Here is a 22100-nt window from a genome sequence, read left to right on the forward strand (position 1 = left end):
GGTGGGCAGGGGGTGACCTCGGCGCCACACGGGGTGACCTCGGCGGGCTGGCTCTGGAAATTAGTTGGAAGTCCGAGTATCTTCGGTCTCGAGATGACTTGGATCACACATCCCTGAGCAAGCCCACCCCTGAGCAAAGGAGCTCTCCATGGTCCGCGACCTCCACCACTACATCGGCGGCGCCCGTGTCGACGGGACGTCGGGCCGGTTCGGCGACGTCTACGATCCCTGCCGCGGCGAAGTGCAGGCGCGCGTCCCGCTCGCGAGCGCCGACGAGGTCCGCGGGGCCATCGCCAGTGCCGAGAAGGGCCAGCCCGAATGGGCCGCCATGAACCCCCAGCGCCGGGGCCGGATCCTGCTCAAGTTCGTGGACCTCGTCAACGAGAACATGGACGAGCTCGCACGTCTGCTCGCCTCGGAGCACGGCAAGACGTTCGCGGACGCGAAGGGCGACCTCCAGCGCGGGCTCGAGGTTGTCGAGTTCTCGGCCGGCGCGGCCCCGCACCTGCTCAAGGGCGAGTTCTCGGACAGCGTCGCGACCGGCGTAGACGTCCACTCGCTCCGCAAGCCACTCGGCGTCGTCGCCGGCATCAGCCCGTTCAACTTCCCCGCCATGATCCCGCTCTGGCAGGCGGGGCCGGCCCTGGCCGCGGGCAACGCGTTCGTCTGCAAGCCGTCCGAGCGGGACCCCTCGGTCCCGCTCCGCCTCGCCGAGCTGCTCACCGAGGCGGGCCTTCCGGACGGCGTGTTCAACGTGGTCAACGGCGACAAGGAGGCCGTCGACACCCTCCTCGAGGACCCCCGCGTCAAGGCCATCGGCTTCGTCGGGTCCACCCCGATCGCGCAGTACATCTACGAGACGGCGGCCAAGAACGGCAAGCGCGCCCAGTGCTTCGGCGGCGCGAAGAACCACATGGTCGTCCTGCCCGACGCGGACCTCGACATGGCCGCGGACGCCCTCATCGGTGCGGGCTACGGCTCCGCGGGCGAGCGCTGCATGGCGATCTCGGTGGCGGTCCCCGTGGGCGAGGAGACGGCCGACGCCCTCGTGGGCAAGCTCCGCGAGCGCATCGCCGGGCTGCGGGTCGGGGCGAGCCTGGACAAGGATGTCGACTTCGGGCCGGTCGTCGCGGCCTCGGCCAAGGAGCGGATCGAGGGCTATATCGCCGCTGGCGCCGAGGAGGGCGCGGAGCTGGTCGTGGACGGCCGCGGCCACGCGGTCGAGGGCTACGAGGGCGGCTTCTGGGTGGGCCCCACGCTGTTCGACCGCGTCACGAAGGACATGTCGGTCTACCGGGACGAGATCTTCGGCCCGGTCCTGAGCGTGGTGCGCGCCGCGGACTACGACGAGGCGCTGCGCCTGTGCAGCGAGCACGAGTTCGGCAACGGGGTCGCGATCTTCACCCGCGACGGCGACGCCGCCCGCGACTTCGCGAGCCGGGTCGAAGTGGGCATGGTCGGCGTCAACGTCCCCATCCCCGTGCCCATCGCGTACTACACGTTCGGCGGCTGGAAGGCCTCGGGCTTCGGCGACCTCAACCAGCACGGCCCCGACGCGTTCCGGTTCTTCACCAAGACCAAGACGGTCACGACCCGCTGGCCCTCGGGCGTGCGCCAGGGCGCGAGCTTCGTGATGCCGGCGGGCAGCTGAATGGCGGCGGCAGGCGCAGCGCCCGAGGCACCCCAGCCCGAGGTCGTCTTCGAGCGGCGGGGGCGCCTCGGCGTCGTCGTCCTCAACCGGCCGCGCGCGGTCAACGCGCTCACGGCGGGCATGGCCGCGGCGATGCTCGACCAGCTCACCGAGTGGGCCGAGGACGAGGCCGTGGAGACTGTCCTCGTGCGCGGGTCCGGCGGGCGCGGCCTGTGCGCCGGCGGGGACATCGTGGCGATCTACCGCGACATGCTCGACGGCGGCGATGCCACCGCGCGCTTCTGGCGCACGGAGTACCGGCTCAACTCCCTCATCAGCCGCTACCCGAAGCCGTACGTGGCGTTCATGGACGGGCTCGTGCTCGGCGGCGGCGTGGGCATCTCCGCGCACGGCTCGCATCGCGTGGTCACCGAGCGAACGCGCACCGGCATGCCGGAGACCACGATCGGGTTCGTGCCCGATGTCGGCGGGACCCTTCTGCTCGGGACCGCGCCCGGCGAGGGGGGAACCCACGCGGCCCTGACCGGCGCGCACCTCGAGGGCGCCGACGCGATCCACCTCGGCCTCGCGGACTTCTTCGTCCCCGCCGACCGTCTGGAGGCCCTCGCCCGGGCGCTCGAGGCCGAGCCGGCGGACGACGCCGTGGCGCGCCTCGCCGTCGTGCCTCCCCTCTCCGAGCTCGAGGCGGAGCGGGGGTGGATCGACGAGGCGTACGCGTGCGACGACGCCGAGCAGATCGTGCGGCGCCTGCGGGCGTTGGGAGGCCCTGCTGCCGAAGCCGCCCGCGCGATCGAGGCCAAGTCCCCCACGTCCGTCAAGGCCACGCTCGAGGCGCTGCGCCGGGCGCGTGCCCGCGGGCCCCGCAGCACGGCCCTTGAGGAGACCCTCGACGAGGAGTACCGGGTCGGGGTGCGCCTGCTGGCCGGCCACGACTTCCGCGAGGGCATCCGCGCCCAGGTCATCGACAAGGACCGTGACCCGCACTGGGCGCCCGCCACCCTGCACGAGGTGCGCCCCGAGGCCGTGGAGGCCCTCTTCGCGCCGCTCGGGGAGCACGAGCTGGGGCTTGCAGACGCCGTCCGTCAGAGTCTGGAGAAGGAGAGGGTATGACCCAGGAGACCGGCACGATCGCCTTCCTCGGCCTCGGCCACATGGGCGGCCCGATGGCCGCGAACCTGATCGGAGCGGGCTACACGGTCATCGGCTACGACCCCGTGCCCGCGGCGGTCGAAGCCGCCAAGGCGCACGGCGTGCCCATGGCGGCCTCGGCCGCCGAGGCCGTCGCAGGGGCGTCCGTGGTGCTGACGATGCTCCCGAGCGGGCGCCACGTCCTCGACGCCTACCGCGGCGCCGGCGGAGGGCCGGGGCTCCTCGAGGCCGCTGCGCCGGGCACGCTCTTCCTCGACTGCTCGACCATCAACGTCACGGAGGCCCAGGAGGCTGCCGCCGCGGCCATCGCCGCGGGACACCGTTCCGTGGACGCTCCCGTCTCCGGCGGCGTGGTCGGAGCGGAGGCCGGGACGCTCACCTTCATGGTCGGCGGGGAGGACGACGACGTCGCCGTGGTCCGCCCGATCCTCGAGACGATGGGCAAGCGCGTGGTCCACTGCGGCGCCCACGGCCTCGGCCAGGCCGCGAAGGTCTGCAACAACATGATCCTCGGCGTGTCCATGATCGCGGTGAGCGAGGCGTTCGTGCTCGGGGAGAAGCTCGGCCTCACGCACGAGGCCCTGTTCGACGTTGCGGCCCACGCCTCCGGCCAGTGCTGGGCCCTGACCACGAACTGCCCGGTCCCGGGGCCGGTGCCCACGAGCCCCGCCAACCGGGACTACCAGCCCGGGTTCGCGGGCGCCCTCATGGCCAAGGACCTGCGCCTGGCGGTCAACGCGCTCGAGCACACCGGCGTCGCGGCCGAGATGGGCCAGCTCGCGTCGAGGATCTACGACTCCTTCGTCGAGCACGGCGGTGCCGGCACGGACTTCTCGGGCATCATCAACACGATCCGGGACCAGTCCGAGCCCCCCGCCGTCTAGGAGTCAGATCCCGGGGGTCACCTCCTCCGGGTCTGGGGGTCACCTCCTGAGGGTCGCGTCCTGCGGGTCGCGTCCTGCGGGTCGCGTCCTGCGGGTCGCGTGCCGAATTCCCCAGCTTTCGGGTAGCTCCGGTCGCGACACTCCGGGAGAACCGCCCGACACGCCGTGACGTGAAGACGAAAGCTGGGGACGAAGACCCACAGGAGGCGACCCCCAGAAGGTGACCCACAGGACCTGACCCCCAGAAGGTGACCCCCAGGAGGTGACCCTCAGAGGGTTGCGGGGACCTCCCGGCCGGGGAAGAGGGTCGAGTACTGCTTCCGGTAGAGGCGGCGGCCCACGAGGCGGTACGCGACGCGGATAGGGGCCGGGACGTCCATGAAGAGCCCCTGCCGCTCCTCGGGCGGATTCGACGCCAGCACCATGCCGAGGTAGGCGAGCATCACCTTCGCGCTGAAGCTGCCGGTGCTGTGCTTGACCATGGCCGCCATCTCGTCCTCGGTGACGACCCGGTCCACGGCAGGCATGACCTCGGTGACCTCCCGGCGCAGGTGCACCTTGAGCAGGTCGCCCATGCTCGCATAGCGCTCGGCCAGGCGGTCGCGCACGTCCGGATCAGCCGTCCGCACCCACTGCTCGCGCAGCGGCCCGATCTCCTCGAGCCGTTCGGCGACCTTCCGGTGCTGGGCAAGCATGAGCTCGACATGCATCGCGCAGCCGGGAGCCCGCTGGGCGAGCGCCGGGTACATGCTCTCGTCTTCGCCCTCGTGGTGGACGTGCAGCAGCTTGTCGAAGGTGGCGAGAACCTCGCCGACGTACGCTGCGCGGGCGGTGTCCCCGGCCTCGGCGGAGCGCACGAGCCCAGGAGCCTCATCGTAGGCCCACAGGAAGACCCGGTGGATCCGGCGCATGCCAGCCGTCCCGGCGCAGAGCGCGGGCCCGGGCGGCAGAGGAGCCGCGGTTTCCCCAGGGTGCATGGTGAAGAAGTCAGACATCGTTGAGCCCCAATCTGGCCCCCCAGGGAACTCCCCACGACGATCATAGGATCCGGCATCGGGCCCCACAATGCTGCGATCGAGCCCCCGCACTCAGTCCGCGAAGTCGCCGGCCTGCCGTCGGAAGTCGGCGAGGATGCGGATCAGCGACTCGACGTCGTCGCCCGTGAAGCCCGAGCGGCCGAACACCTCCGCGTTGAGCGCCGCGGTGGCCTTTTCCGCGAGGGCACGGCCCTCGGGCGTGAGTTCGATCAGCGTGGTCCGGCCGTCCGTGGGGTGCGGGGCCCTGCTCACGTAGCCGGCCTTCTCGAGACGGTCCACGGCGTTCGTCACCGACGTCGGATGCACCTGGAGGAGGGCGCTGGCCTTGCTCATGGGGAGCGCCCCGGTCCGTGCGAAGCTCAGGAGCGCGAGCATCTCGTAGCGCGCGAAGGTCAGGCCGAGCGGCTTGAGCACGTCCTCGATGCGCGCGATGAGGATCTGCTGGGTCCGCATGATCGCCGTGATGGCTGCCATGGGCGCCGCGACGTCCCCCCAGCCGTGCCGTTCCCAATTGCGCTGGGCGTCGGCGATGGGGTCGCGGGGAAGCGGGGCACCCATGGTCCTCCTGACGTTCTGGCGATGCGGAGGCTAGTCTCGCAGATTCGGGAAGTCCGCCTCGGAGTACTCCACGCCGTACCCGCCGGCGGGCACGGCGGCAGCGTGCCGCTCCTCCTCGCTGTGCCGCAGCTCCACCCGGCGGATCTTGCCGGAGATCGTCTTGGGAAGGTCCGCGAACTCGATCCGGCGGATGCGCTTGAAGGGCGCGAGCTGGCCGCGGCAGAACCGGAGGATCTCCTCGGCCACCTCGGGGCCGGGCTCGTAGCCCCCGGCGAGCACTACGAACGCCTTGGGGACGGAGAGCCGCACGGGGTCGGGAGAAGGCACGACGGCGGCCTCCGCCACTGCGGGGTGCTCGATGAGGACGCTCTCGAGCTCGAACGGGGACAGCCGGTAGTCCGAGGACTTGAACACGTCGTCGCCGCGGCCCACATAGGTGATGACGCCGTGGGCGTCCCGGGAGGCCATGTCCCCCGTGTGGTAGTAGCCGTCCCGGAACGCGTCGGCGGTCCTCTCGGGGTCGCCGAAGTAGCCCGACATGAGCCCGACCGGGCGAGGGTCGAGGCGCAGGCACAGCTCGCCGTCGTCCGTCTCCTGGCCCGTCGCGGGGTCCACGAGCACGACGTCGTAGCCCGGCAGCGGCCGGCCCATCGCACCGGCGGTGACGGGCTGGCCGGGGGTGTTGGCGACCTGGACGGTGGTCTCGGTCTGCCCGAAGCCGTCCCGGATGGTCACTCCCCACGCCTTCTCGACCTGCCCGATGACCTCGGCGTTGAGCGGCTCGCCAGCCGAGACGACCTTCCGGGGCGGGGCCGTGAGCCGGGTGAGGTCGGACTGGATGAGCATGCGCCACACCGTCGGCGGGGCGCAGAAGCTCGTGACCCCCTCCCTCCCCATCTGCTCCATGAGGGCCGAGGCGTCGAAGCGCTCGTAGTTGTAGATGAACACCGTGGCCTCGGCGATCCACGGGGCGAACACGTTGGACCAGGCGTGCTTGGCCCACCCGGGCGAGGCCACGTTCAGGTGCACGTCCCCGGGCTCGAGCCCGATCCAGTACGTCGTCGAGAGGTGGCCCACGGGATAGGAGACGTGGGTGTGCTCCACGAGCTTGGCGCGGCTCGTGGTGCCGGACGTGAAGTACAGCAGGAGAGTCTCGTCCGCCTTGGTCGGCGCGTCCGGGCTGAAGGCGGCAGGAGCGGAGGCGGAGTCCGCGTAGTCGAGGGCGTCCTGCTGAAGGTTCGCGGCCGCCGTCGTGCCCGCCTCCCCGCCGATGACGATGAGCCGGTAGGCGCCGGGCACGTCATCGAACTTGTGGGCGTTCGCCGCGCCGACGGCGACCCAGTGGGCTCCTCCGCGCTCCACCCGGTCCTCGAGGTCGCGCCGGCCCATCAGGGTGGTGGTCGGGATCATGACGACGCCGAGCTTGATGCCCGCGAGCATGAGCTCCCAGAGCTCCACCTGGTTCCCGAGCATGATGATCATGCGGTCGCCGCGCGCGACCCCCTGCGCCCGGAGCCAGTTCGCCACCTGGGAGGAGCGGGCCGAGAGCTCGGCGAATGTCCGACGCGTGGAGCTGCCGTCCTGCTCGACGATCACGAGGGCCGGCTGGCTGCCGCGCGCGGGGTCCGCGGCGAGGGCGTCGAACCAGTCGAGCGCGAAGTTGAACTCGTCGAAGCGGGGCCAGGCGAACTCAGCGTGCGCTCGGGCGTAGTCCTCCCGGAGCGCGAGCAGCTGGTCGCGGGCCTGCCGGAACTCGTCGGTGACAGTCATCATCCGCCTTTTCATCCTCGTGATCTGCGTCACGACGAAATATAGTTGGACTTCCTAGGGTTTGAACAGGGATCCGCTCCCGCCAACGAACCGCCGACGACGAAGAGGTCACATGCTCCAGGCATCAGGCTTGCTCCGACCCGAGACCGCGCAGCCGGGACCGCCGTTCCCGGACGCCGACCTCATGCACGTGCTCGACCTGCTCCCGGCGGACGAGCGCGCCCGGCTCGAGGAAATCCGAGCGGTCCTCCAGCGCGACGTCCGGCCCCTCACGCCGGCGTTCTGGAACCGCGAGGAGTTCCCGTTCGACCTCCTGCCCCGGCTGGCCGATCTGGGTCTCGGGCGTCTCCAGACCGACGGATCCTCCCGGCTGTTCACGGGCCTGGCCTACCTCGAGGTCGCCCGCGCGGACGTCTCGCTGTCGGCGCTCGTGGGGATCCACAATGAGCTGGTCCTCGGGATGATCAGCGAGCTCGGCTCCCAGGAGCAGAAGCTGCGCTGGCTGCCCGGCCTCGAGTCCTTCACCTCGCTCGGCGCGTTCGCCCTGACCGAGCCGGAGCACGGCTCGGACATCGCCGGCGGGCTGGCCACGTCTGCGACGCGCGACGGCGACGGCTGGGTCCTGCGCGGAGCCAAACGGTGGATCGGGGCCGGCACCATCGCCGACTTCGCCCTCGTCTGGGCCCGGGACACGGCCGACGGCGCGATCAAGGCCTTCATCGTGGAGACCGACCGCCCGGGCTTCACCGCCACGAAGATCGAGAACAAGATCGGGCTGCGCATCATGCAGAACGCGGACATCGTGCTGGACGAGGTGAGGGTGCCGGACGCGAACCTGCTCCCCGGGGCCACGGCGTTCTGCCAGGCCAACGACCTGCTCCGGGACTCCCGTGCGTGGGTCGGCTGGCAGGCGGCCGGCATCCAGCTCGCGGCGTTCGACATCGCCCGGGCGTACGCCCTCGAGCGGTTCCAGTTCGGCAAGCCGCTCGCCGGGTTCCAGCTCGTCCAGCAGCAGCTGTCCGAGATCCTCGGCAACGCCCAGGCCTCGCTCTCGCTCATGGTGGGGATCGCGCGGATCCAGGAGGCCGGGCGGCTCGAGATGGTCCAGTCGGCGATGGCGAAGGCGACGACGACCCGGCTCGCCCGCTCCTCGGTGGCGCTGGGCCGCTCGGTGCTGGGCGGCAACGGGATCACGACCGACTACGAGATGGCCAAGCTCTTCGGCGATGCCGAGGTGCTGTACACCTACGAGGGGACGTACGAGATCAACTCCCTCATCGTCGCGCGCGCGGTCACCGGCAAGTCGGCGTTCGTCTGACCGACACGTTCGGTCCCGGGGTTTTGGCCGCCACCAGTCACGTTGTCGACGAGAAGTGCCACAGGGCGCGACTCGTGGGCGACAACGCGACTTCCCGCCCCGGAGTGGCCCCGCGCGAGAGGACCCCGGCGTTCCCGCAGGGCGAACTGCTCTGGCGCGCGGCGTCGTCGTGCGTCTAGCGTGCACCTATGGAACGCACCGACCGCGACGCACCGCCACCCGGACTCCCCGCACTCGACGACGACGCCCCCCTGGACGAGGGCTACGACCAGGGCGACCACTACGGCCACAACCAGGACTTCACGGAGCTGCGCGACCCGCGGCGCTTCGCGGACACACCTCCGGGCGAGCCCCTGCGGCCCATCGATGCGGCGCCCGAGGCGCCTCGGAAGCGCGTCCGGCCCCACCCGGGCGGCCTCGCCACGGGGGGCGCCGGCGGGATCCCCGACGACAAGGGCCACTCGCACACGGGCTTCGGGGACGTCGACCGCGACTGACGCCACAGGGGTGACCTCGGCGTCACGCGGGGTGATCTCGGCGGCAGAGGGGGCGACTTCGGCGTCACACGGGGTGATCTCGGCGGCAGAGGGGGCGACTTCGGCGTCACACGGGGTGATCTCGGCGGAGGTGCTCGCACCGGGCCGCGTGCGTGGACAACACTGGCACCATGAACGCCATCCACAACACCGACTTCATCCAGGTCTCGCACGCGGGCTCGCTCCCGCGCAGCCCCGAGCTCCTCGCCGCCAACGCCGCCCAGGCCGAGAACCCGGGTGATGCCTCGGCCTTCGAAGAACTCCTCGCCGGGTCCGTGAAGGACATCGTCGCGAAGCAGCGCGAGGCCGGGGTCACCCTCCCCAACGACGGCGAGTACGGCCACACCATGTCCAACTCCGTGGACTACGGCGCGTGGTGGAACTACTCGTTCAGCCGGCTCGGCGGCCTCACCCAGGGCGGCGTGGACCGCTGGCAGATGACGGAGCAGATCCGCTCCGAGCCCGGCCATATCCGCCTCACCACCATGAAGGACCGCCGGGACCGCGTCCGTTTCGACGAGGCCTACAACGACCCGAACTCGTTCATCCTCACCGGCCGCAAGACCGTCCTGCAGCCCACCGTGACCGGGCCGATCACGTACACCGGCCAGGAGGCTGTCCAGCGTGACGTCGCCAACCTGAAGGCCGCCCTCGCGGCCAACGGCTACGAGACGGGCTTCCTCCCCGCCCTCTCCCCCGGCTCCGCGAGCCGCCTGCTCAACGAGTACTACAAGGACGAGGAGGAACTCGTCTACGCGTGCGCGGACGCGATGCGCGAGGAGTACAAGGCGATCACCGACGCCGGCCTCATCGTCCAGATCGACGACCCCTCGATCGCAGAGAACTGGGACATGATCAACCCCGAGCCGAGCGTCGAGGACTACCTGAAGTTCACCCAGGTGCGCGTGGACGCGCTCAACCACGCGATCCGCGGCCTCCCGCAGGAGCAGATCCGCTTCCACCTGTGCTGGGGCTCGTGGCACGGCCCGCACACCACGGACATCCCGTTCAAGGACATCGCCCAGACGATGCTCTCGATCAACGCCGGCTCCTACTCCTTCGAGGCGGGCAACGTCCGCCACGAGCACGAGTGGAAGGTCTGGCGCGACCTCGACCTCCCCGAGGACAAGGTGATCGTGCCGGGCGTCGTCTCGCACGCCACCAACGTGGTCGAGCACCCCGAGCTCGTCGCGGACCGCATCGAGAACTTCGCCTCGATCGTGGGCCCCGAGCGTGTCATCGCCTCGACGGACTGCGGCCTCGGCGGCCGCGTCCACCCGCAGATCGCGTGGGCCAAGCTCGAGGCCCTCTCTGAGGGCGCCAAGCTCGCCACGCAGCGGCTCTGGGGCTGAGCGGTGGCGCACGACGCCGGCGGCTCGCCTGACGCGCACGAGGTCACCCTGCGCTTCCTCGCCGCGCCGACGGACAAGGGCCACTCGGGCTCGGTGGACGCCGGCACGGTGCTCGAGTGGGTCGACAAGGCGGCCTACGCCGCAGCGGTCGGCTGGGCGAAGACGTACTGTGTGACGGCGTACGTGGGCAACATCCACTTCGCGGACCCGGTGAACGTGGGCGACATGGTCGAGGTCACGGCCACGATCGTCTACACGGGCCGGACGTCGATGCACATCCGCACGGTCGTCTCCTCGGGCGATCCGAAGGGCGGCACCCCGACGATGCGCAGCCAGTGCCTGGTCATATTTGTGGCGGTCGGACCGGACGGGCGCCCCGTCGAGGTCCCGCGGTGGGTGCCGCGCACGGAGGCCGAGCGCGAGGCGGAGGAGCACGCCGTCGCACGTATTGCGGTGCGGGACGAGATCGTCGCGTCGATGAAGCAGCAGGAGTACACGGACGCCGGCACGGCGGAGCGGGTGGTGCTGCGCTTCCTCGCCGCGCCGACCGACGTGAACTGGGGCGGCAAGGTGCACGGCGGCACCGTCATGAAGTGGATCGACGAGGCCGCGTACGTGTGCGCCTCGCGGTACTGCGGGCGGGACACGGTCGCGGTGTTCTCCGGCGGGGTGCGGTTCTACCGTCCGCTGCTCATCGGGGACGTCGTGGAGGTCGAGGCGAGGCTCGTGTACACGGGGACGAAGGGCATGCACATCGCGGTCCACGTCCGCTCGGGCTCACCGCGGGGCCACGAGCTGAACCTCACGACCTACTGCCTCACCGTCATGGTGGCCCGGGACGAGAGCGGCGCCGCCGTGCCCGTGCCGCCGTGGGAGCCCGTCTCGGACGAGGACCGGCGGCTGTGGGCACACGCCCGCGAGCTGCTCACGATCCGCGGCAAGGCCCCCGGCGGTCGCCTCCCGAACCACATGCTCGAGGCCTAGCCCCCACCGGTTGAGGGGTCATGTCCCTAGCTTGAGGGGTCATGTCCCTAGCTTGAGGGGTCATGTCCCTGCGTGAGCGTGCAGGGACATGACCCCTCAACACACTCCCCCAACACGGGGGCGGGACCCCGCAATGGGGCCTTGCGGCGGCTGCCCTGCGGGGGCTAACATGCAACCAAATGGTTGTAGATCAGAAGCCCCGGGACCTCACGGACGAGGAGATCGACAGGATCTTCGGCGCCCTCGCAGACTCGACCCGCCGGGACATCCTCCGGCAGTCGATGCTGCGGGAGCAGTCCGTCTCGGAGCTCGCGAAGAACTACGCGATGAGCTTCGCGGCGGTCCAGAAGCACGTCGCGGTGCTCGAACGGGCACTGCTCGTCACGAAGGAACGGCGCGGGAGGGAGCAGATCGTGCACTCCAACCCCGCGGCGCTCCGCAGGGCGGCCCGCCTCCTCGACGCCTACGAGGAGCTGTGGCGGGACCGCATCCGGCGCATCGAGGCGATCCTCGACGAGACGCCACCGCGCACAGGCCACGACCAGGGGACATGACCATGACCTTCGTCAGCAGCAGCAAGGACACCCAGAACCTGACCTTCACCCTCGTCACCGAGTTCGACGCCGCCAAGGAGCGCGTGTGGGACGTGTGGGAGGACCCGCGCAAGCTCGAGCGCTGGTGGGGCCCTCCCGGCTGGCCGGCGACCTTCGGCCGCCACGAGTTCCACCCCGGAGGCCTCTGCCACTACTGGATGACCGGCCCGGACGGGGAGAAGGCCTACGGGTGGTGGCGGTTCCTCGCCATCAGCCCGCACGACCGGCTCGAGATCGAGGACGGCTTCGCCAACGAGGACGGCTCCCCGCTCGACCCCGAGGACAGCGCGACGTTCACGGTCACCTTCGAGGAGGCAGGCACCGGGACACGCATGACGACGGTCTCGGCCTTCCGCTCCCTCGAGCAGCTCGAGCGCATGGCCGAGATGGGCATGGAGGAGGGCCTGAAGGAGGCCTCGGGCCAGATCGACGCGATCCTCGCCGAGGCGCAGGCCGTGCGCTGAGACGGCGGCACGCACGACGGCGCCGGGTCACCGAGGCGACCCGGCGCCGTCGTGCGCCCGTTCCCCGTTACACCGGGGTCCCTTCTACGCCCGGGGCTTGTCCGGGCGGCTCAGGACCACGAACGAGCGGCGGTGGCTGATGTAGTCGCTGGGCCAGGTCGCCATGGCGCGGACCTTCTGCAGGCTGCCCGAGAGCAGGAAGACGTGCACGCCGAGCCAGGCGAGGAACGCGAGGGGGCCGGCGAGGACCTTCCGATCTGGACCGGGACCGACTTCGGCGACCGCGGCGCCGCGGCCCACCATGGCCATGTAGCCCTTGTCCGAGTAGTGGAACGGCTCGCGCGGGCGGCCCTCGATGTCGGCGAGGATGTTCTTCGCGGCCCAGCCGCCGGCCTGCAGCGCACAGGAGCCGAGCTGCGGGAGCTTGTTGCCCTTGTCGTCGGTCATGTTGGCGGCATCGCCGAGGACGTACACCCCCTCGACCCCTGGCGCGGTGAGGTCCTCATTGACGTCGATCCTGCCGCCGCGGCCTTGGAGTAGGCCCGAGCCCGCCACGACTGGCCCGGCCTTGAGACCACCGGCCCAGACGACCAGGTTCGCGGGGATCTCGGTCCCGTCGTTGAGCACGACCGCGTCCGGGGTGATCTCCTTGACCGGCACGCCGAGGTGCAGCTGGACGCCCATGCCGGACAGGCGGCGTCGTGCGTACTCCTTGGACTTGTCGGAGAACGGGGGGAGCACGTTCGGGAGCATGTCCACGAGGTGCACGCGGCAGCGGGAGGCGAGGCGCTGGGAGAAGTAGCCCGGAAGGACATACTTCACGGTCTCGGCCATGGCGCCGGCCGTCTCGACGCCGGTGGGGCCGCCGCCGATCACCACGAAGTGCAGCTCCGAGCTGTCGTCGACCCGGTCTGCCTCCTCGAGGATGTTCGAGAACGAGCTGCCGAGGCCCACGGCGTCCTCGACCGAGTAGAGCGGATACGTCCCCTCCTCGGCGCCCGGCGTGTTGAAGAAGTTGGCCTCGGCGCCCGAGGCGAGCACCAGGAAGCGGCCCTCGTAGGTCCTGCCGTCCGGAGTGGTCACGCGCTTCGCGGCCGGGTCGACGCCGGTCACCTCCGCGACCAGCACGCGCACGTTCGGCTGGCTCCGGAAGATATCGCGCAGGGACCGGGCCACCTCCGAGACGCCGAGCTGGACGGTCGCCACCTGGTACAGCAGCGGCTGGAATTGGTGGTAGGGGTTCTTGTCGATCAGGAGGACCCGCACGCCCTTGCGCCCAAGCTCACGCGCGGCCGCAACGCCCGCGAACCCTCCGCCGACCACGATGACTTCGTAGTTCTCGTCCACGGGGCGCACATTACCCGCTCGGAGAGGATCTGAACCGCTGCGGGCAGCAAGCTGACTCCCGTGGCGCCGCCCGGGGCATGTTGCCAATCGTTACCGCCGGGCCATGGCTGGCCCCATGCCCGCGTGCTACGTTCAACGCAGAGTAATGAGCGCCAGTGGGAAGCCCTGACTAGCTGGCCGGCAACCCTCCGTTCGGCGGGGTGCCTCAGGTGAGTACTCGGCGTTCGTTGATCGAGAGCAAAGCCCGAAGGAGCCCCATGTCCGAGACCGTGACAGAGCCGGCTGAGACCACACCGCTGAACGATCCCGCAGCTCCTTCCGGGGCCGCCGAGGAGAAGCTCGCCTACCGCCTCCTCACGGGCCCGGACACGCGCGAGTTCTGCGCCCGCATCTCCCAGGCGCTCGCGGACGGGTACGTGCTGCACGGCAGCCCCGCCGCGACCTTCAACGGCTCCGAGGTGATCGTCGCCCAGGCCGTGATCCTCCCGCACGCGGTGGCGCGCGCCGACGCCGCAGTGGCCTCCGCGGTCGAGGGGCTCGAGTACGAGGGCGAGGGCCACGCGTGAGCTACGCGGGCGACATCGACCCGCTCGAGGCGTGGGAGAAGCTCAAGGACGGCGCCGTCCTCGTGGACGTCCGCACCGAGGAGGAGTGGGCCCACATCGGGATCCCCGACACCAAGGCCACCGAGAACGACCCGCTCTTCATCCCGTGGGTCTTCGCCGGAGGCATCCCCAACCCGGACTTCGTGATGGAGCTGACGCTCCAGGCCCCTGAGCCGGGCAGCACCGAGCTCGTGTTCCTGTGCCGTTCGGGCAACCGCTCCGTCGCCGCCGCGGAGGTGGCCGCCAACCTCGGCTTCACGGCCTACAACATCCTCGAAGGCTTCGAGGGACACCCCGGCCCCGACGGCCACCGCACCGTGAACGGGTGGAAGAACCGCGGGCTGCCGACCAATCTGGGACAGGACTAAGTACTTTCGTGACGTTTGACACCAACCGCAATCTATCGGCCGGTTGGAGCGAAGACACCCAGGCCGTGCGCGGCGGGCTCCTCCGCACCAACTTCCAGGAAACGTCCGAGGCCGTCTTCCTGAACTCGGGCTTCGTCTACGATTCGGCGGAGGCCGCCGAGCGGGCCTTCACCGGCGAGGACGAGCGCTTCGTCTACTCGCGCTACGGGAACCCGTCCGTCGCCACCTTCCAGGAGCGCCTGCGCCTCCTCGAAGGCACCGAGGCATGCTTCGCGACCGCCTCCGGCATGTCGGCGGTGTTCACGGCCTTGGGCGCCCTGCTCGGCGCGGGAGACCGCGTGGTGGCGGCCAGAAGCCTGTTCGGCTCGTGCTTCGTGATCCTCAACGAGATCCTGCCCCGCTGGGGCGTCGAGGCCGTGTTCGTGGACGGCCCTGACCTGGACCAGTGGCGCGAGGCCCTCTCGGTGCCCACCACGGCCGTGTTCTTCGAGTCGCCCTCGAACCCGATGCAGGAGATCGTGGACATCCAGGCCGTGGCCGACCTCGCGCATGCAGCGGGAGCCAAGGTCGTCGTCGACAACGTCTTCGCAACTCCCCTGCTCCAGCGCAGCCTGGACTTCGGCGCCGACGTCATCGTGTACTCCGGGACGAAGCACATCGACGGACAGGGGCGCGTGCTCGGCGGCGCCGTCCTCGGCACGAAGGAGTTCATCGACGGCCCCGTCAGGCACCTCATGCGGCACACCGGGCCGGCGCTGTCGGCCTTCAACGCCTGGGTGCTCACCAAGGGCCTCGAGACGATGGGGCTGCGGGTGCGGCACTCCTCCGCCAACGCCCTCGCGATCGCGGAATGGCTCGAGGCGCAGCCGGACATCAGCTGGGTCAAGTACCCGCACCTGCGCTCGCACCCGCAGTACGACCTCGCCCGCAAGCAGATGAGCGCCGGCGGCACCGTGCTCACCTTCGAGCTCGGCGCTCCCGAGGGCCAGGGCAAGGAGGCCGCGTTCCGCTTCCTCAACGCGCTCAGCGTCATCGACATCTCCAACAACCTCGGGGACGCCAAGTCCCTCATCACGCACCCTGCCACGACGACGCACCGGGCCATGGGCCCCGAGGGCCGCGCCGCGATTGGGCTGAGCGACGGCGTGGTGCGGCTCTCAGTGGGGCTCGAGGACGTCGGGGACCTCATCGGGGACCTCGGGCAGGCCCTGCGCGCGGCCGCCTGCTGAGCGGCGCCGAGCGGGGCAGCGGCGCCGTCGGGCGCGCCAGCTGCGGGCCGGGCTTGACAGAACGGCCGCTATGTTTCGAGTGGAACCGCACGCGCCACGCATAGTAGGTTGCTACAGGCGGTACCTGCCAGGGGGGTGGCAGACGCAAGAGGACAGCCCCCCCGGGGGCAGACGTGCGCGCTAGGCGCAGAAGGGACGGCCGCGTGGACTCGAGCGCGCTGAAGCGGACATGGTCGATGGCGGCCTCGCTCGGGGACGACGTTCCGCTGTACTTCTACTCGCACCTGTTCGCGACCCACCCTGAGGTCAGGGAGATGTTCCCCGTCGCGATGGGCGCGCAGCGGGACAAGCTCTTCGCAGCCCTCGGCCACATCATCAGCCACGCCGACCGCCTCAACGAGGTGGAAGGGTTCATCGGCCAGCTCGGACGCGACCACCGCCGCTTCTCGGTGGCCCCCGAGCACTACTCGATGGTCGGCGCATCGTTCCTCGCCACGCTCCAGAAGTTCCTCGGCCCCGAGTGGACGGACGAGGTGGCCCGGAGCTGGTCCGAGGCCTACGGGCTCATCGCCAAGGTCATGGTCATGGCCGCCGAGGACTCCTCGGACGAGACGCCGCCATGGTGGGAGGGCGAAGTCCTCTCCGTGGACCGGCGCAGCCTCGATGTCGCCGTGCTCGACGTCCGCATGCCGCAGGACTTCACGTTCATGCCAGGCCAGGCCGTCGCCGTCGAGGTCCCCGCGCTGCCGCGGACCTGGCGGTACCTGAGCCCCGCCAACGCGCCCCGAGCGGACGGGATCGTGCAGTTCCACGTCCAGCTCATCCCCGGCGGCCTGTTCAGCACGGCCGCGGTGCGCAGGACCAGCCCCGGAGACACGATCCGCGTCGGCATCCCGATCGGCGACCAGCTCGCCGTCGACGGCCACCGTGACCTGCTCCTGATCGGCGGGGGAACGGGGCTCGCGCCCCTTTCCGCCGTCCTCGACCGCGTCGCCGCGCAGTGGCGCGACACAGGCTTCGGCCCGCGCGTGGACCTCTTTCACGGCGCCCGCGTCCCCTGGAACCTGTACGACCAGTCCAGGCTCGCGGACCTCGCGGCCCGAGAACCGTGGTTCTCATTCCACCCAGTGGTCTCGGACGACCCGACATTCCCCGGTCTGACCGGGTACGTCGGCAGTGCCGCAGCCGCACACGGCTCGTCGGTGGGGCGACTGGCCCTCGTGTGCGGTTCGACGCCGATGGTGCGCCACACCGTCAGCGAACTGGTCGCCGCGGGCGTGCCGCGCGACGACATCCGCTATGAGGACTACACCGGGGTCGAGGACAACTCGTCCCCCACCGGAGAAGACCAGCTAGAAGGGACCCGATGAGCACCTCCATCCACGGCGGCCGGATCAGCCCCTCCGACGTCCGCAACGCCACGTTCGAACAGGTCGGCCATGGCTACGAACCCGGAGCCGTGCACCACTTCCTGGCGGCCGTCGCCGACCAGATGGACGCCGACCGCGTCCAGCTCGAGGCACGCGGCGCCAACGCGCAGGACGAGATGGTGAAGATCATCAGCCAGGCGCAGGTGCTCGCGGAGAAGTTCGTCGCTGAGGCCGAGCAGTACTCGAAGGACCTCGTCGCGAGCGCCCGGACGCAGTACAGCGAGATCCTGCGCCGCGCCGAGAACGCCGCGGTGAGCCGCAGCGAGGGCCAGGCCGTCGCGACCACCCAGGCCGCCCCTGCCTACACCACGCCCATCGACGAGATCGAGTACGTGCGCACCTACACCAAGGTCGCCCAAGTCCAGCTGCGGGCCGTCATCGACGCGCTCGCGGAGCAGGTCGACAAGCTCGGCGACATCCCCAAGTCGGGCCAGTAGCCGGCCCCCTCCCACCCCAGCCCGACGGGCCAAGCCAGCCACCCGCCGTCGTCCGTTCGTGAAGGAGTAGTGCCAATGCTGTCATCCACCTCAGTGCCGGTCATCGAGGCGACCCTCCCGGTTGTCGGCGAGAACATCACGACCATCGCCCAGCGCTTCTACGAGCACATGTTCGCGGCGCACCCCGAGCTGTTCGACGGCGTCTTCAACCGCGGCAACCAGGCGGACGGACACCAGCAGCAGGCCCTCGCAGGCTCGATCGCGGCGTTCGCGACGATGCTCCTCAAGAACCCCGACTCGGTCCCCGAGCACCTCCTGTCCCGGATCAGCCACAAGCACGCCGCGCTGGCCATCGCCCCCGAGCAGTACCAGATCGTCCACGAGAACCTCTTCTGGGCCATCGGCGACGTGCTCGGCGAGGCGGTGACCCCCGAGGTCGCCGCCGCGTGGGACGAGGTCTACTGGATCATAGCCAACACCCTCATCAACCTCGAGCGCGGCCTGTACGCCGACTTCGGCGGCAAGCCGGAGAACATCTGGCGCACGTGGCGCGTGGTCGAGAAGCGGCACGAGACCGACGACGTGGTCTCGATCGTGGTCGAGCGCACCGACGAACGCGACGTGTACCCGTCCCAGCCGGGCCAGTACGTGACCCTGCAGATGCCCACCAAGGACGGCCTGCACCAGCCGCGCCAGTACAGCCTCACGCGGACCGACGACGGCCACCACCGCACCTTCGCCGTCAAGCGCGTCCATGACGCCGGCAAGCCCGAGGGCGAGGTCTCGACCCTCGTGCACGACTCGCTCAAGGTCGGCGACGAGGTCACGCTCTCGGCGCCGTTCGGCGATGTCGTCCTCGCCGGCGGCGACGGCCCGCTCGTCTTCGCCAGCGCCGGGATCGGCGTCACCCCCTACGCGGGCATGCTCAACCACCTCGCCGCGCAGGGCTCCCAGCGCGAGGTCCTCTTCCTCCACGCCGGCACCTCCCCCGAGAGCTTCGTGCTCCGCGACCAGATCACCCAGGACCTCGCGAGCCTGCCCAACGCCACGCTGCACTCGTGGTTCGAGCAGCCCGGCGGGGAGCTGGGCCCGAACGAGCACCAGGGGTTCATGGACGTCACGGCCGTGGACCTCCCCCAGGACGCCACGTACTACCTCTGCGGGCCGCTCCCGTTCATGCAGGCGGTCCGCGAGCGCCTGCTCGGCCTCGGCGTCCCGGCGCGGAAGATCCAGTACGAGGTCTTCGGCCCGGACCTGTGGCAGGCCGACACCGAGGAGTAGTCCCCTCATGGCATCACGGCTGAGGCGCTTCGAGATCACTCTCGAGGCGCCTTGTCCGCCCTCGGAGGCGTGGGCGCGGGTGCTCGACCTGCGCGCCCACGACCGGCTCGTCCCGTTCACGCGCGTCACCGAGGGCATGGTGTCCGCGGCCGAGCTGCGGCCGGGCCACCGCTTCGTGGCCTGCACAATGGTCGGGCGCTACGGGTTCGACGACGTCATGGTCGTCGAGTCGGTCGAGCCGCCCTCGGGCGCCCGGCCGGGGCACGCCCGCATCGTCAAGGGCGGGAAGCTGGTGCGCGGCGCGATCGAGCTCACCGTCTCCGCGCACGACGGCGGCGCGGCCGTGCGCTGGCAGCAGGACTTCGGTCTGGGCCGGCTGGGCGGCCCACTGCTCGCCGCCGTGGCCTTCGGCGCGAGGCTGGGGTACCGCACGGTGCTGCGGCGCCTCCTGCGCGGCTGAGCCGCGGGCCGCAGTCCACCGCGCGGGCCGCAGTCCACCGCGCTTCCGTCCCCTCCTGCTCGCAATGGACGTCCGCAGCGGCGTTTCCGGATCCGACACGCGGTGTGCGGGCGGCCTGCAGCCCTCAATGCGAGCAGGACGGGACGCTTGCAGAGGCCCCAGGCCGTGAAGATGGCCAGCTCACCGGGCGGCGGGAGAATGGGGAGGTGAATACGTCTCCCCGGGACCTGCGGCTGCCGCCCTCCCCCGGCGCGCCACGCGGCGTCGTGATCCGCGGGGCCGAGATCGTCGAGCGATTCAGCCGCTCGAGCGGCCCCGGCGGCCAGGGTGTCAACACCACAGACAGCCGTGTCGAGCTGCTCTTCGACCCCGGAGCGAGCACCGCCTTCTCCCCCGTCCAACGCGAGCGGGTCCTCAAGGCGCTCGCGAGCAGGCTCGTCGGAGGACGCCTCCGCATCGTCGCCTCCGGGGAACGCTCGCAGCTGCGCAACAGGGAGGCAGCCCGGGACCGGCTGGTCGATCTGCTGGATGAGGCCCTCGCCCCTCCGGGGCCCCCGCGCCGGCCGACTCGCCCGACCCGCGGCTCCCAGAGCCGCCAGCTCGACGCCAAGCGGCGCCGCAGCGAGATCAAGTCGGGCCGACGCGCTCCGCGAGCAGACTGACCGCTGGGAGCGTCCGCGCGTGCGCCCTCCGTCCTTGAGACGTGATCGGACGTCGCCCCCTTGTGCCCCTCAGAAGCCAGCCGGATCCATAGGTGACTTGACGTGGGTCACGTCTCGTCAAATATCCTATAGGAAAGAGGTTTACCGAGTGCCCCGGGCTGTCCCTGAGGCACCGCTGGCTCAACGACGAGGAGCATCCCCATGACACGACTCTGGAACGACCCGGCGTCCTTCGCGGACGACATGGTGGACGGCTTCGTCCGGGCGAGCGGCCGCTGGGTCCGCAAGGTCTCCGGCGGCGTGTCCCGGTCCACGCGCTCCTCCGCCGACGAGGTCGCCCTCGTGATCGGCGGAGGGTCCGGCCACTACCCCGCGTTCGGCGGGCTCGTGGGCCCGGGGCTCGCGCACGGCGCGGCGATGGGCAACCTGTTCGCCTCGCCGTCGGCCCACCAGGTCGAGTCGGTCATCCGCGCGAGCCATCAGGGCCGCGGCGTCCTCCTGAGCTTCGGCAACTACGCCGGGGACGTCCTGCACTTCGGCGCCGCGCAGGAGGCCGTCCGCAGGGACGGGATCGACTGCCGCACGGTCCTCGTCACCGACGACATCTTCAGCGCCCAGCCCTCGGAGACGGAGAAGCGGCGCGGGATCGCCGGCGACCTCACCGTCTTCAAGACCGCCGGCGCCGCCGCGGCCGCCGGCTACGACCTCGACGGGGTGGAGCGTGTCGCGCGGCTCGCCAACGCTCGCACCCGGTCCATGGGCGTCGCCTTCACAGGCTGCACCCTGCCCGGCGCCGACGCCCCGCTCTTCACCGTCCCGGAGGGCAAGATGGCGGTGGGCCTCGGCATCCACGGCGAGCCCGGCATCGAGATCACGGACATCCCCAGCGCCGACGGGCTCGCGGAGCTCTTCGTGCAGCACCTCCTCGACTGCGCCGAGGTCCCGGACGGCGCCACCGTGGACGGCGGCCGCGTGGTCCCCATCCTCAACGGGCTCGGCTCGGTCAAGAACGAGGAGCTCTACGTCGTCTTCTCGCGGATCGCGGACCTGCTGGAGGAAGCCGGCCTGACGCTCGTGGATCCCCAGGTGGGCGAGTTCTGCACGAGCTTCGACATGGCCGGCGCGTCGCTGACGCTCCTCTGGGTCGACGAGGAGCTCGAGCGCCTGTGGCTTGCTCCCGCCGACACCCCCGCCTTCCGGACGGGGAGCGTCGAGCGGGAGGCGCTCGTCGCCGTCGTGCCCCAGGAGGCGGGCGCGGACGACGCCGAGCGGCCGCTCCCCGAGGCGAGCGAGGAATCGCGCCGGGCTGCTGCCCGCATCGCGGCGGCGCTCGAGGCGGCCCGGGACGCGATCGGCGCCGAGGCCGACGAGCTGGGGCGGATCGACGCCATCGCCGGCGACGGCGACCATGGGATCGGCATGAAGCGCGGCACCGTCGCCGCCGCCGCGGCGGCCTCGGGCCTCGTGGAGCGCGGCGCGGGCGCCGGAAGCCTCCTCGAGGGTGCCGGCGACGCCTGGTCGGACCGCGCGGGCGGGACGTCGGGCGCCATCTGGGGCCTCATCCTGACGACTCTCTCTGCGCACCTCGGCAACACCGAGGCCGTCTCCGCCCCGAAGGTCGCCTCGGGCATCGCCGCGGCGAAGGACGCCGTCATGGCGTACGGCAAGGCGAGCGTGGGCGACAAGACTCTCGTCGACGCGCTGGTGCCCTTCGCCGACACGCTCACGTCCCGCGTCGAGGCCGGCGACGGCCTCGCGCAGGCGTGGAAGGAGGCGGCGTCCGCCGCGTCCGCGGCAGCTGCGGCCACCGCGGACCTCATGCCCGTCATGGGCCGCGCGCGCTCGCACGGGACCAAGGCGCTCGGCGTCCCCGATCCCGGCGCGCTCTCGCTCGCCCTCATCGCCGGCCGCGTCCACGCGGTGCTCACCGAGGACTGAGCGGTGCTCGCCGAAGACTGACCCGGGCCCCGGCCCCAGAACGAAAC

Annotated in this window: 22 protein-coding genes and 1 riboswitch; of the genes, 18 read left to right on the forward strand and 4 right to left on the reverse strand. The window is 71.0% G+C overall.

The features are described 5' to 3' along the window. Nucleotides 1-148 precede the first annotated feature (148 nt). From CGQ25_RS13625 to mmsB, 3 genes are read left to right on the forward strand one after another with little or no spacing between them, the layout of a single operon-like run. Entirely contained in the window at nt 149-1651 is a 1503-nt protein-coding gene (locus CGQ25_RS13625; protein ID WP_208710407.1) for a CoA-acylating methylmalonate-semialdehyde dehydrogenase, read from the forward strand. Beyond that, nucleotides 1652-2761: an enoyl-CoA hydratase/isomerase family protein gene (locus CGQ25_RS13630; protein ID WP_208710408.1), complete on the forward strand. Its 1110-nt coding sequence runs from the start codon at nt 1652-1654 to the stop codon at nt 2759-2761. Continuing rightward, complete coding sequence (gene mmsB / locus CGQ25_RS13635; RefSeq protein ID WP_208710409.1) at nt 2758-3684, forward strand: 3-hydroxyisobutyrate dehydrogenase; 927 nt, start codon at nt 2758-2760, stop codon at nt 3682-3684. Before CGQ25_RS13630 ends, mmsB begins: the two co-directional genes overlap by 4 nt. 269 nt (nt 3685-3953) lie before the next feature. Here mmsB and CGQ25_RS13640 read toward each other — a convergent pair whose 3' ends face one another. The 3 genes from CGQ25_RS13640 to CGQ25_RS13650 form a co-directional block, all read right to left on the reverse strand. Beyond that, nucleotides 3954-4679 (reverse strand): hemerythrin domain-containing protein, encoded by a 726-nt coding sequence (locus CGQ25_RS13640; protein WP_208710410.1) that lies wholly within the window; start codon nt 4677-4679, stop codon nt 3954-3956. Between the two features lie 93 nt (nt 4680-4772). Further along, entirely contained in the window at nt 4773-5279 is a 507-nt protein-coding gene (locus CGQ25_RS13645; RefSeq protein ID WP_208710411.1) for a MarR family winged helix-turn-helix transcriptional regulator, read from the reverse strand. A 30-nt stretch (nt 5280-5309) separates the two neighbouring features. Beyond that, the gene (locus tag CGQ25_RS13650) at nt 5310-7049 is read right to left on the reverse strand and encodes an AMP-binding protein (RefSeq protein WP_304442237.1); all 1740 of its coding nucleotides are present in this window, start codon (nt 7047-7049) and stop codon (nt 5310-5312) included. A 112-nt stretch (nt 7050-7161) separates the two neighbouring features. Between CGQ25_RS13650 and CGQ25_RS13655 the strand changes: the two genes are divergently transcribed. From CGQ25_RS13655 to CGQ25_RS13680, 6 genes are all read left to right on the forward strand, one after another. After that, nucleotides 7162-8367: an acyl-CoA dehydrogenase family protein gene (locus CGQ25_RS13655; protein ID WP_208710413.1), complete on the forward strand. Its 1206-nt coding sequence runs from the start codon at nt 7162-7164 to the stop codon at nt 8365-8367. Between the two features lie 188 nt (nt 8368-8555). Then, on the forward strand, nt 8556-8864 hold the full coding sequence (locus CGQ25_RS13660) for a hypothetical protein (protein ID WP_208710414.1): 309 nt from the start codon (nt 8556-8558) through the stop codon (nt 8862-8864). A gap of 170 nt (nt 8865-9034) precedes the next feature. Beyond that, a complete protein-coding gene (locus CGQ25_RS13665) occupies nt 9035-10255 on the forward strand; it encodes a cobalamin-independent methionine synthase II family protein (RefSeq protein WP_208710415.1) in 1221 nt (406 codons plus the stop codon). Nucleotides 10256-10258: 3 nt separating this feature from the next. Beyond that, nucleotides 10259-11239: an acyl-CoA thioesterase gene (locus tag CGQ25_RS13670; RefSeq protein WP_208710416.1), complete on the forward strand. Its 981-nt coding sequence runs from the start codon at nt 10259-10261 to the stop codon at nt 11237-11239. 179 nt (nt 11240-11418) lie between these two features. Continuing rightward, nucleotides 11419-11793, forward strand: coding sequence for a helix-turn-helix domain-containing protein (locus CGQ25_RS13675; protein ID WP_208710417.1), 375 nt, complete (start codon nt 11419-11421; stop codon nt 11791-11793). Nucleotides 11794-11795: 2 nt separating this feature from the next. After that, nucleotides 11796-12296 carry an SRPBCC domain-containing protein gene (locus tag CGQ25_RS13680; RefSeq protein WP_208710418.1) on the forward strand — a complete coding sequence of 167 codons (501 nt, stop codon included), beginning with the start codon at nt 11796-11798 and terminating at the stop codon, nt 12294-12296. Nucleotides 12297-12380: 84 nt separating this feature from the next. Here the strand turns inward: CGQ25_RS13680 and CGQ25_RS13685 are convergent, their stop codons facing one another. Continuing rightward, a complete protein-coding gene (locus CGQ25_RS13685) occupies nt 12381-13643 on the reverse strand; it encodes an NAD(P)/FAD-dependent oxidoreductase (protein ID WP_208710419.1) in 1263 nt (420 codons plus the stop codon). A gap of 141 nt (nt 13644-13784) precedes the next feature. Further along, a riboswitch (SAM riboswitch) is annotated at nt 13785-13893 on the forward strand. Nucleotides 13894-13900: 7 nt separating this feature from the next. Between CGQ25_RS13685 and CGQ25_RS13690 the strand changes: the two genes are divergently transcribed. The 9 genes from CGQ25_RS13690 to CGQ25_RS13730 all read left to right on the forward strand — a co-directional run bounded on the left by CGQ25_RS13690 (nt 13901) and on the right by CGQ25_RS13730 (nt 22053). Beyond that, nucleotides 13901-14209, forward strand: coding sequence for a DUF1737 domain-containing protein (locus tag CGQ25_RS13690; RefSeq protein ID WP_208710420.1), 309 nt, complete (start codon nt 13901-13903; stop codon nt 14207-14209). Beyond that, on the forward strand, nt 14206-14616 hold the full coding sequence (locus CGQ25_RS13695; protein ID WP_208710421.1) for a rhodanese-like domain-containing protein: 411 nt from the start codon (nt 14206-14208) through the stop codon (nt 14614-14616). The genes CGQ25_RS13690 and CGQ25_RS13695 overlap by 4 nt, the downstream gene beginning before the upstream one ends. Before the next feature lie 8 nt (nt 14617-14624). Continuing rightward, on the forward strand, nt 14625-15845 hold the full coding sequence (locus CGQ25_RS13700; RefSeq protein WP_208710422.1) for an O-succinylhomoserine sulfhydrylase: 1221 nt from the start codon (nt 14625-14627) through the stop codon (nt 15843-15845). 203 nt (nt 15846-16048) lie between these two features. After that, a complete protein-coding gene (locus tag CGQ25_RS13705; protein ID WP_208710423.1) occupies nt 16049-17215 on the forward strand; it encodes a globin domain-containing protein in 1167 nt (388 codons plus the stop codon). Next, on the forward strand, nt 17212-17712 hold the full coding sequence (locus tag CGQ25_RS13710; RefSeq protein ID WP_208710424.1) for a DivIVA domain-containing protein: 501 nt from the start codon (nt 17212-17214) through the stop codon (nt 17710-17712). The genes CGQ25_RS13705 and CGQ25_RS13710 overlap by 4 nt, the downstream gene beginning before the upstream one ends. A 75-nt stretch (nt 17713-17787) precedes the next feature. After that, nucleotides 17788-18993 carry a globin domain-containing protein gene (locus tag CGQ25_RS13715; RefSeq protein ID WP_208710425.1) on the forward strand — a complete coding sequence of 402 codons (1206 nt, stop codon included), beginning with the start codon at nt 17788-17790 and terminating at the stop codon, nt 18991-18993. 7 nt (nt 18994-19000) lie between these two features. Beyond that, the gene (locus CGQ25_RS13720; RefSeq protein ID WP_208710426.1) at nt 19001-19453 is read left to right on the forward strand and encodes an SRPBCC family protein; all 453 of its coding nucleotides are present in this window, start codon (nt 19001-19003) and stop codon (nt 19451-19453) included. 206 nt (nt 19454-19659) lie between these two features. Then, entirely contained in the window at nt 19660-20115 is a 456-nt protein-coding gene (gene arfB, locus CGQ25_RS13725; RefSeq protein ID WP_208710427.1) for an alternative ribosome rescue aminoacyl-tRNA hydrolase ArfB, read from the forward strand. Nucleotides 20116-20316: 201 nt separating this feature from the next. After that, complete coding sequence (locus CGQ25_RS13730; RefSeq protein ID WP_208710428.1) at nt 20317-22053, forward strand: dihydroxyacetone kinase family protein; 1737 nt, start codon at nt 20317-20319, stop codon at nt 22051-22053. The last annotated feature ends 47 nt before the right edge of the window (nt 22054-22100 follow it).

The sequence above is a fragment of the Sinomonas sp. R1AF57 genome, assembly GCF_002224485.1.
Classification (GTDB): domain Bacteria; phylum Actinomycetota; class Actinomycetes; order Actinomycetales; family Micrococcaceae; genus Sinomonas; species Sinomonas flava.

Bases quoted from the DNA above. Each gene is read 5' to 3' on its own strand.
- CGQ25_RS13645 (WP_208710411.1), bottom strand. From the start codon at position 5,279: ATGGGTGCCCCGCTTCCCCGCGACCCCATCGCCGACGCCCAGCGCAAT.
- CGQ25_RS13715 (WP_208710425.1), top strand. From the start codon at position 17,788: ATGCTGTCATCCACCTCAGTGCCGGTCATCGAGGCGACCCTCCCGGTT.
- CGQ25_RS13630 (WP_208710408.1), top strand. From the start codon at position 1,652: ATGGCGGCGGCAGGCGCAGCGCCCGAGGCACCCCAGCCCGAGGTCGTC.
- CGQ25_RS13720 (WP_208710426.1), top strand. From the start codon at position 19,001: ATGGCATCACGGCTGAGGCGCTTCGAGATCACTCTCGAGGCGCCTTGT.
- CGQ25_RS13625 (WP_208710407.1), top strand. From the start codon at position 149: ATGGTCCGCGACCTCCACCACTACATCGGCGGCGCCCGTGTCGACGGG.
- CGQ25_RS13675 (WP_208710417.1), top strand. From the start codon at position 11,419: ATGGTTGTAGATCAGAAGCCCCGGGACCTCACGGACGAGGAGATCGAC.
- CGQ25_RS13680 (WP_208710418.1), top strand. From the start codon at position 11,796: ATGACCTTCGTCAGCAGCAGCAAGGACACCCAGAACCTGACCTTCACC.
- CGQ25_RS13650 (WP_304442237.1), bottom strand. From the start codon at position 7,049: ATGACTGTCACCGACGAGTTCCGGCAGGCCCGCGACCAGCTGCTCGCG.
- CGQ25_RS13660 (WP_208710414.1), top strand. From the start codon at position 8,556: ATGGAACGCACCGACCGCGACGCACCGCCACCCGGACTCCCCGCACTC.
- CGQ25_RS13710 (WP_208710424.1), top strand. From the start codon at position 17,212: ATGAGCACCTCCATCCACGGCGGCCGGATCAGCCCCTCCGACGTCCGC.
- CGQ25_RS13655 (WP_208710413.1), top strand. From the start codon at position 7,162: ATGCTCCAGGCATCAGGCTTGCTCCGACCCGAGACCGCGCAGCCGGGA.
- CGQ25_RS13665 (WP_208710415.1), top strand. From the start codon at position 9,035: ATGAACGCCATCCACAACACCGACTTCATCCAGGTCTCGCACGCGGGC.
- mmsB (WP_208710409.1), top strand. From the start codon at position 2,758: ATGACCCAGGAGACCGGCACGATCGCCTTCCTCGGCCTCGGCCACATG.
- CGQ25_RS13640 (WP_208710410.1), bottom strand. From the start codon at position 4,679: ATGTCTGACTTCTTCACCATGCACCCTGGGGAAACCGCGGCTCCTCTG.
- CGQ25_RS13730 (WP_208710428.1), top strand. From the start codon at position 20,317: ATGACACGACTCTGGAACGACCCGGCGTCCTTCGCGGACGACATGGTG.
- CGQ25_RS13690 (WP_208710420.1), top strand. From the start codon at position 13,901: ATGTCCGAGACCGTGACAGAGCCGGCTGAGACCACACCGCTGAACGAT.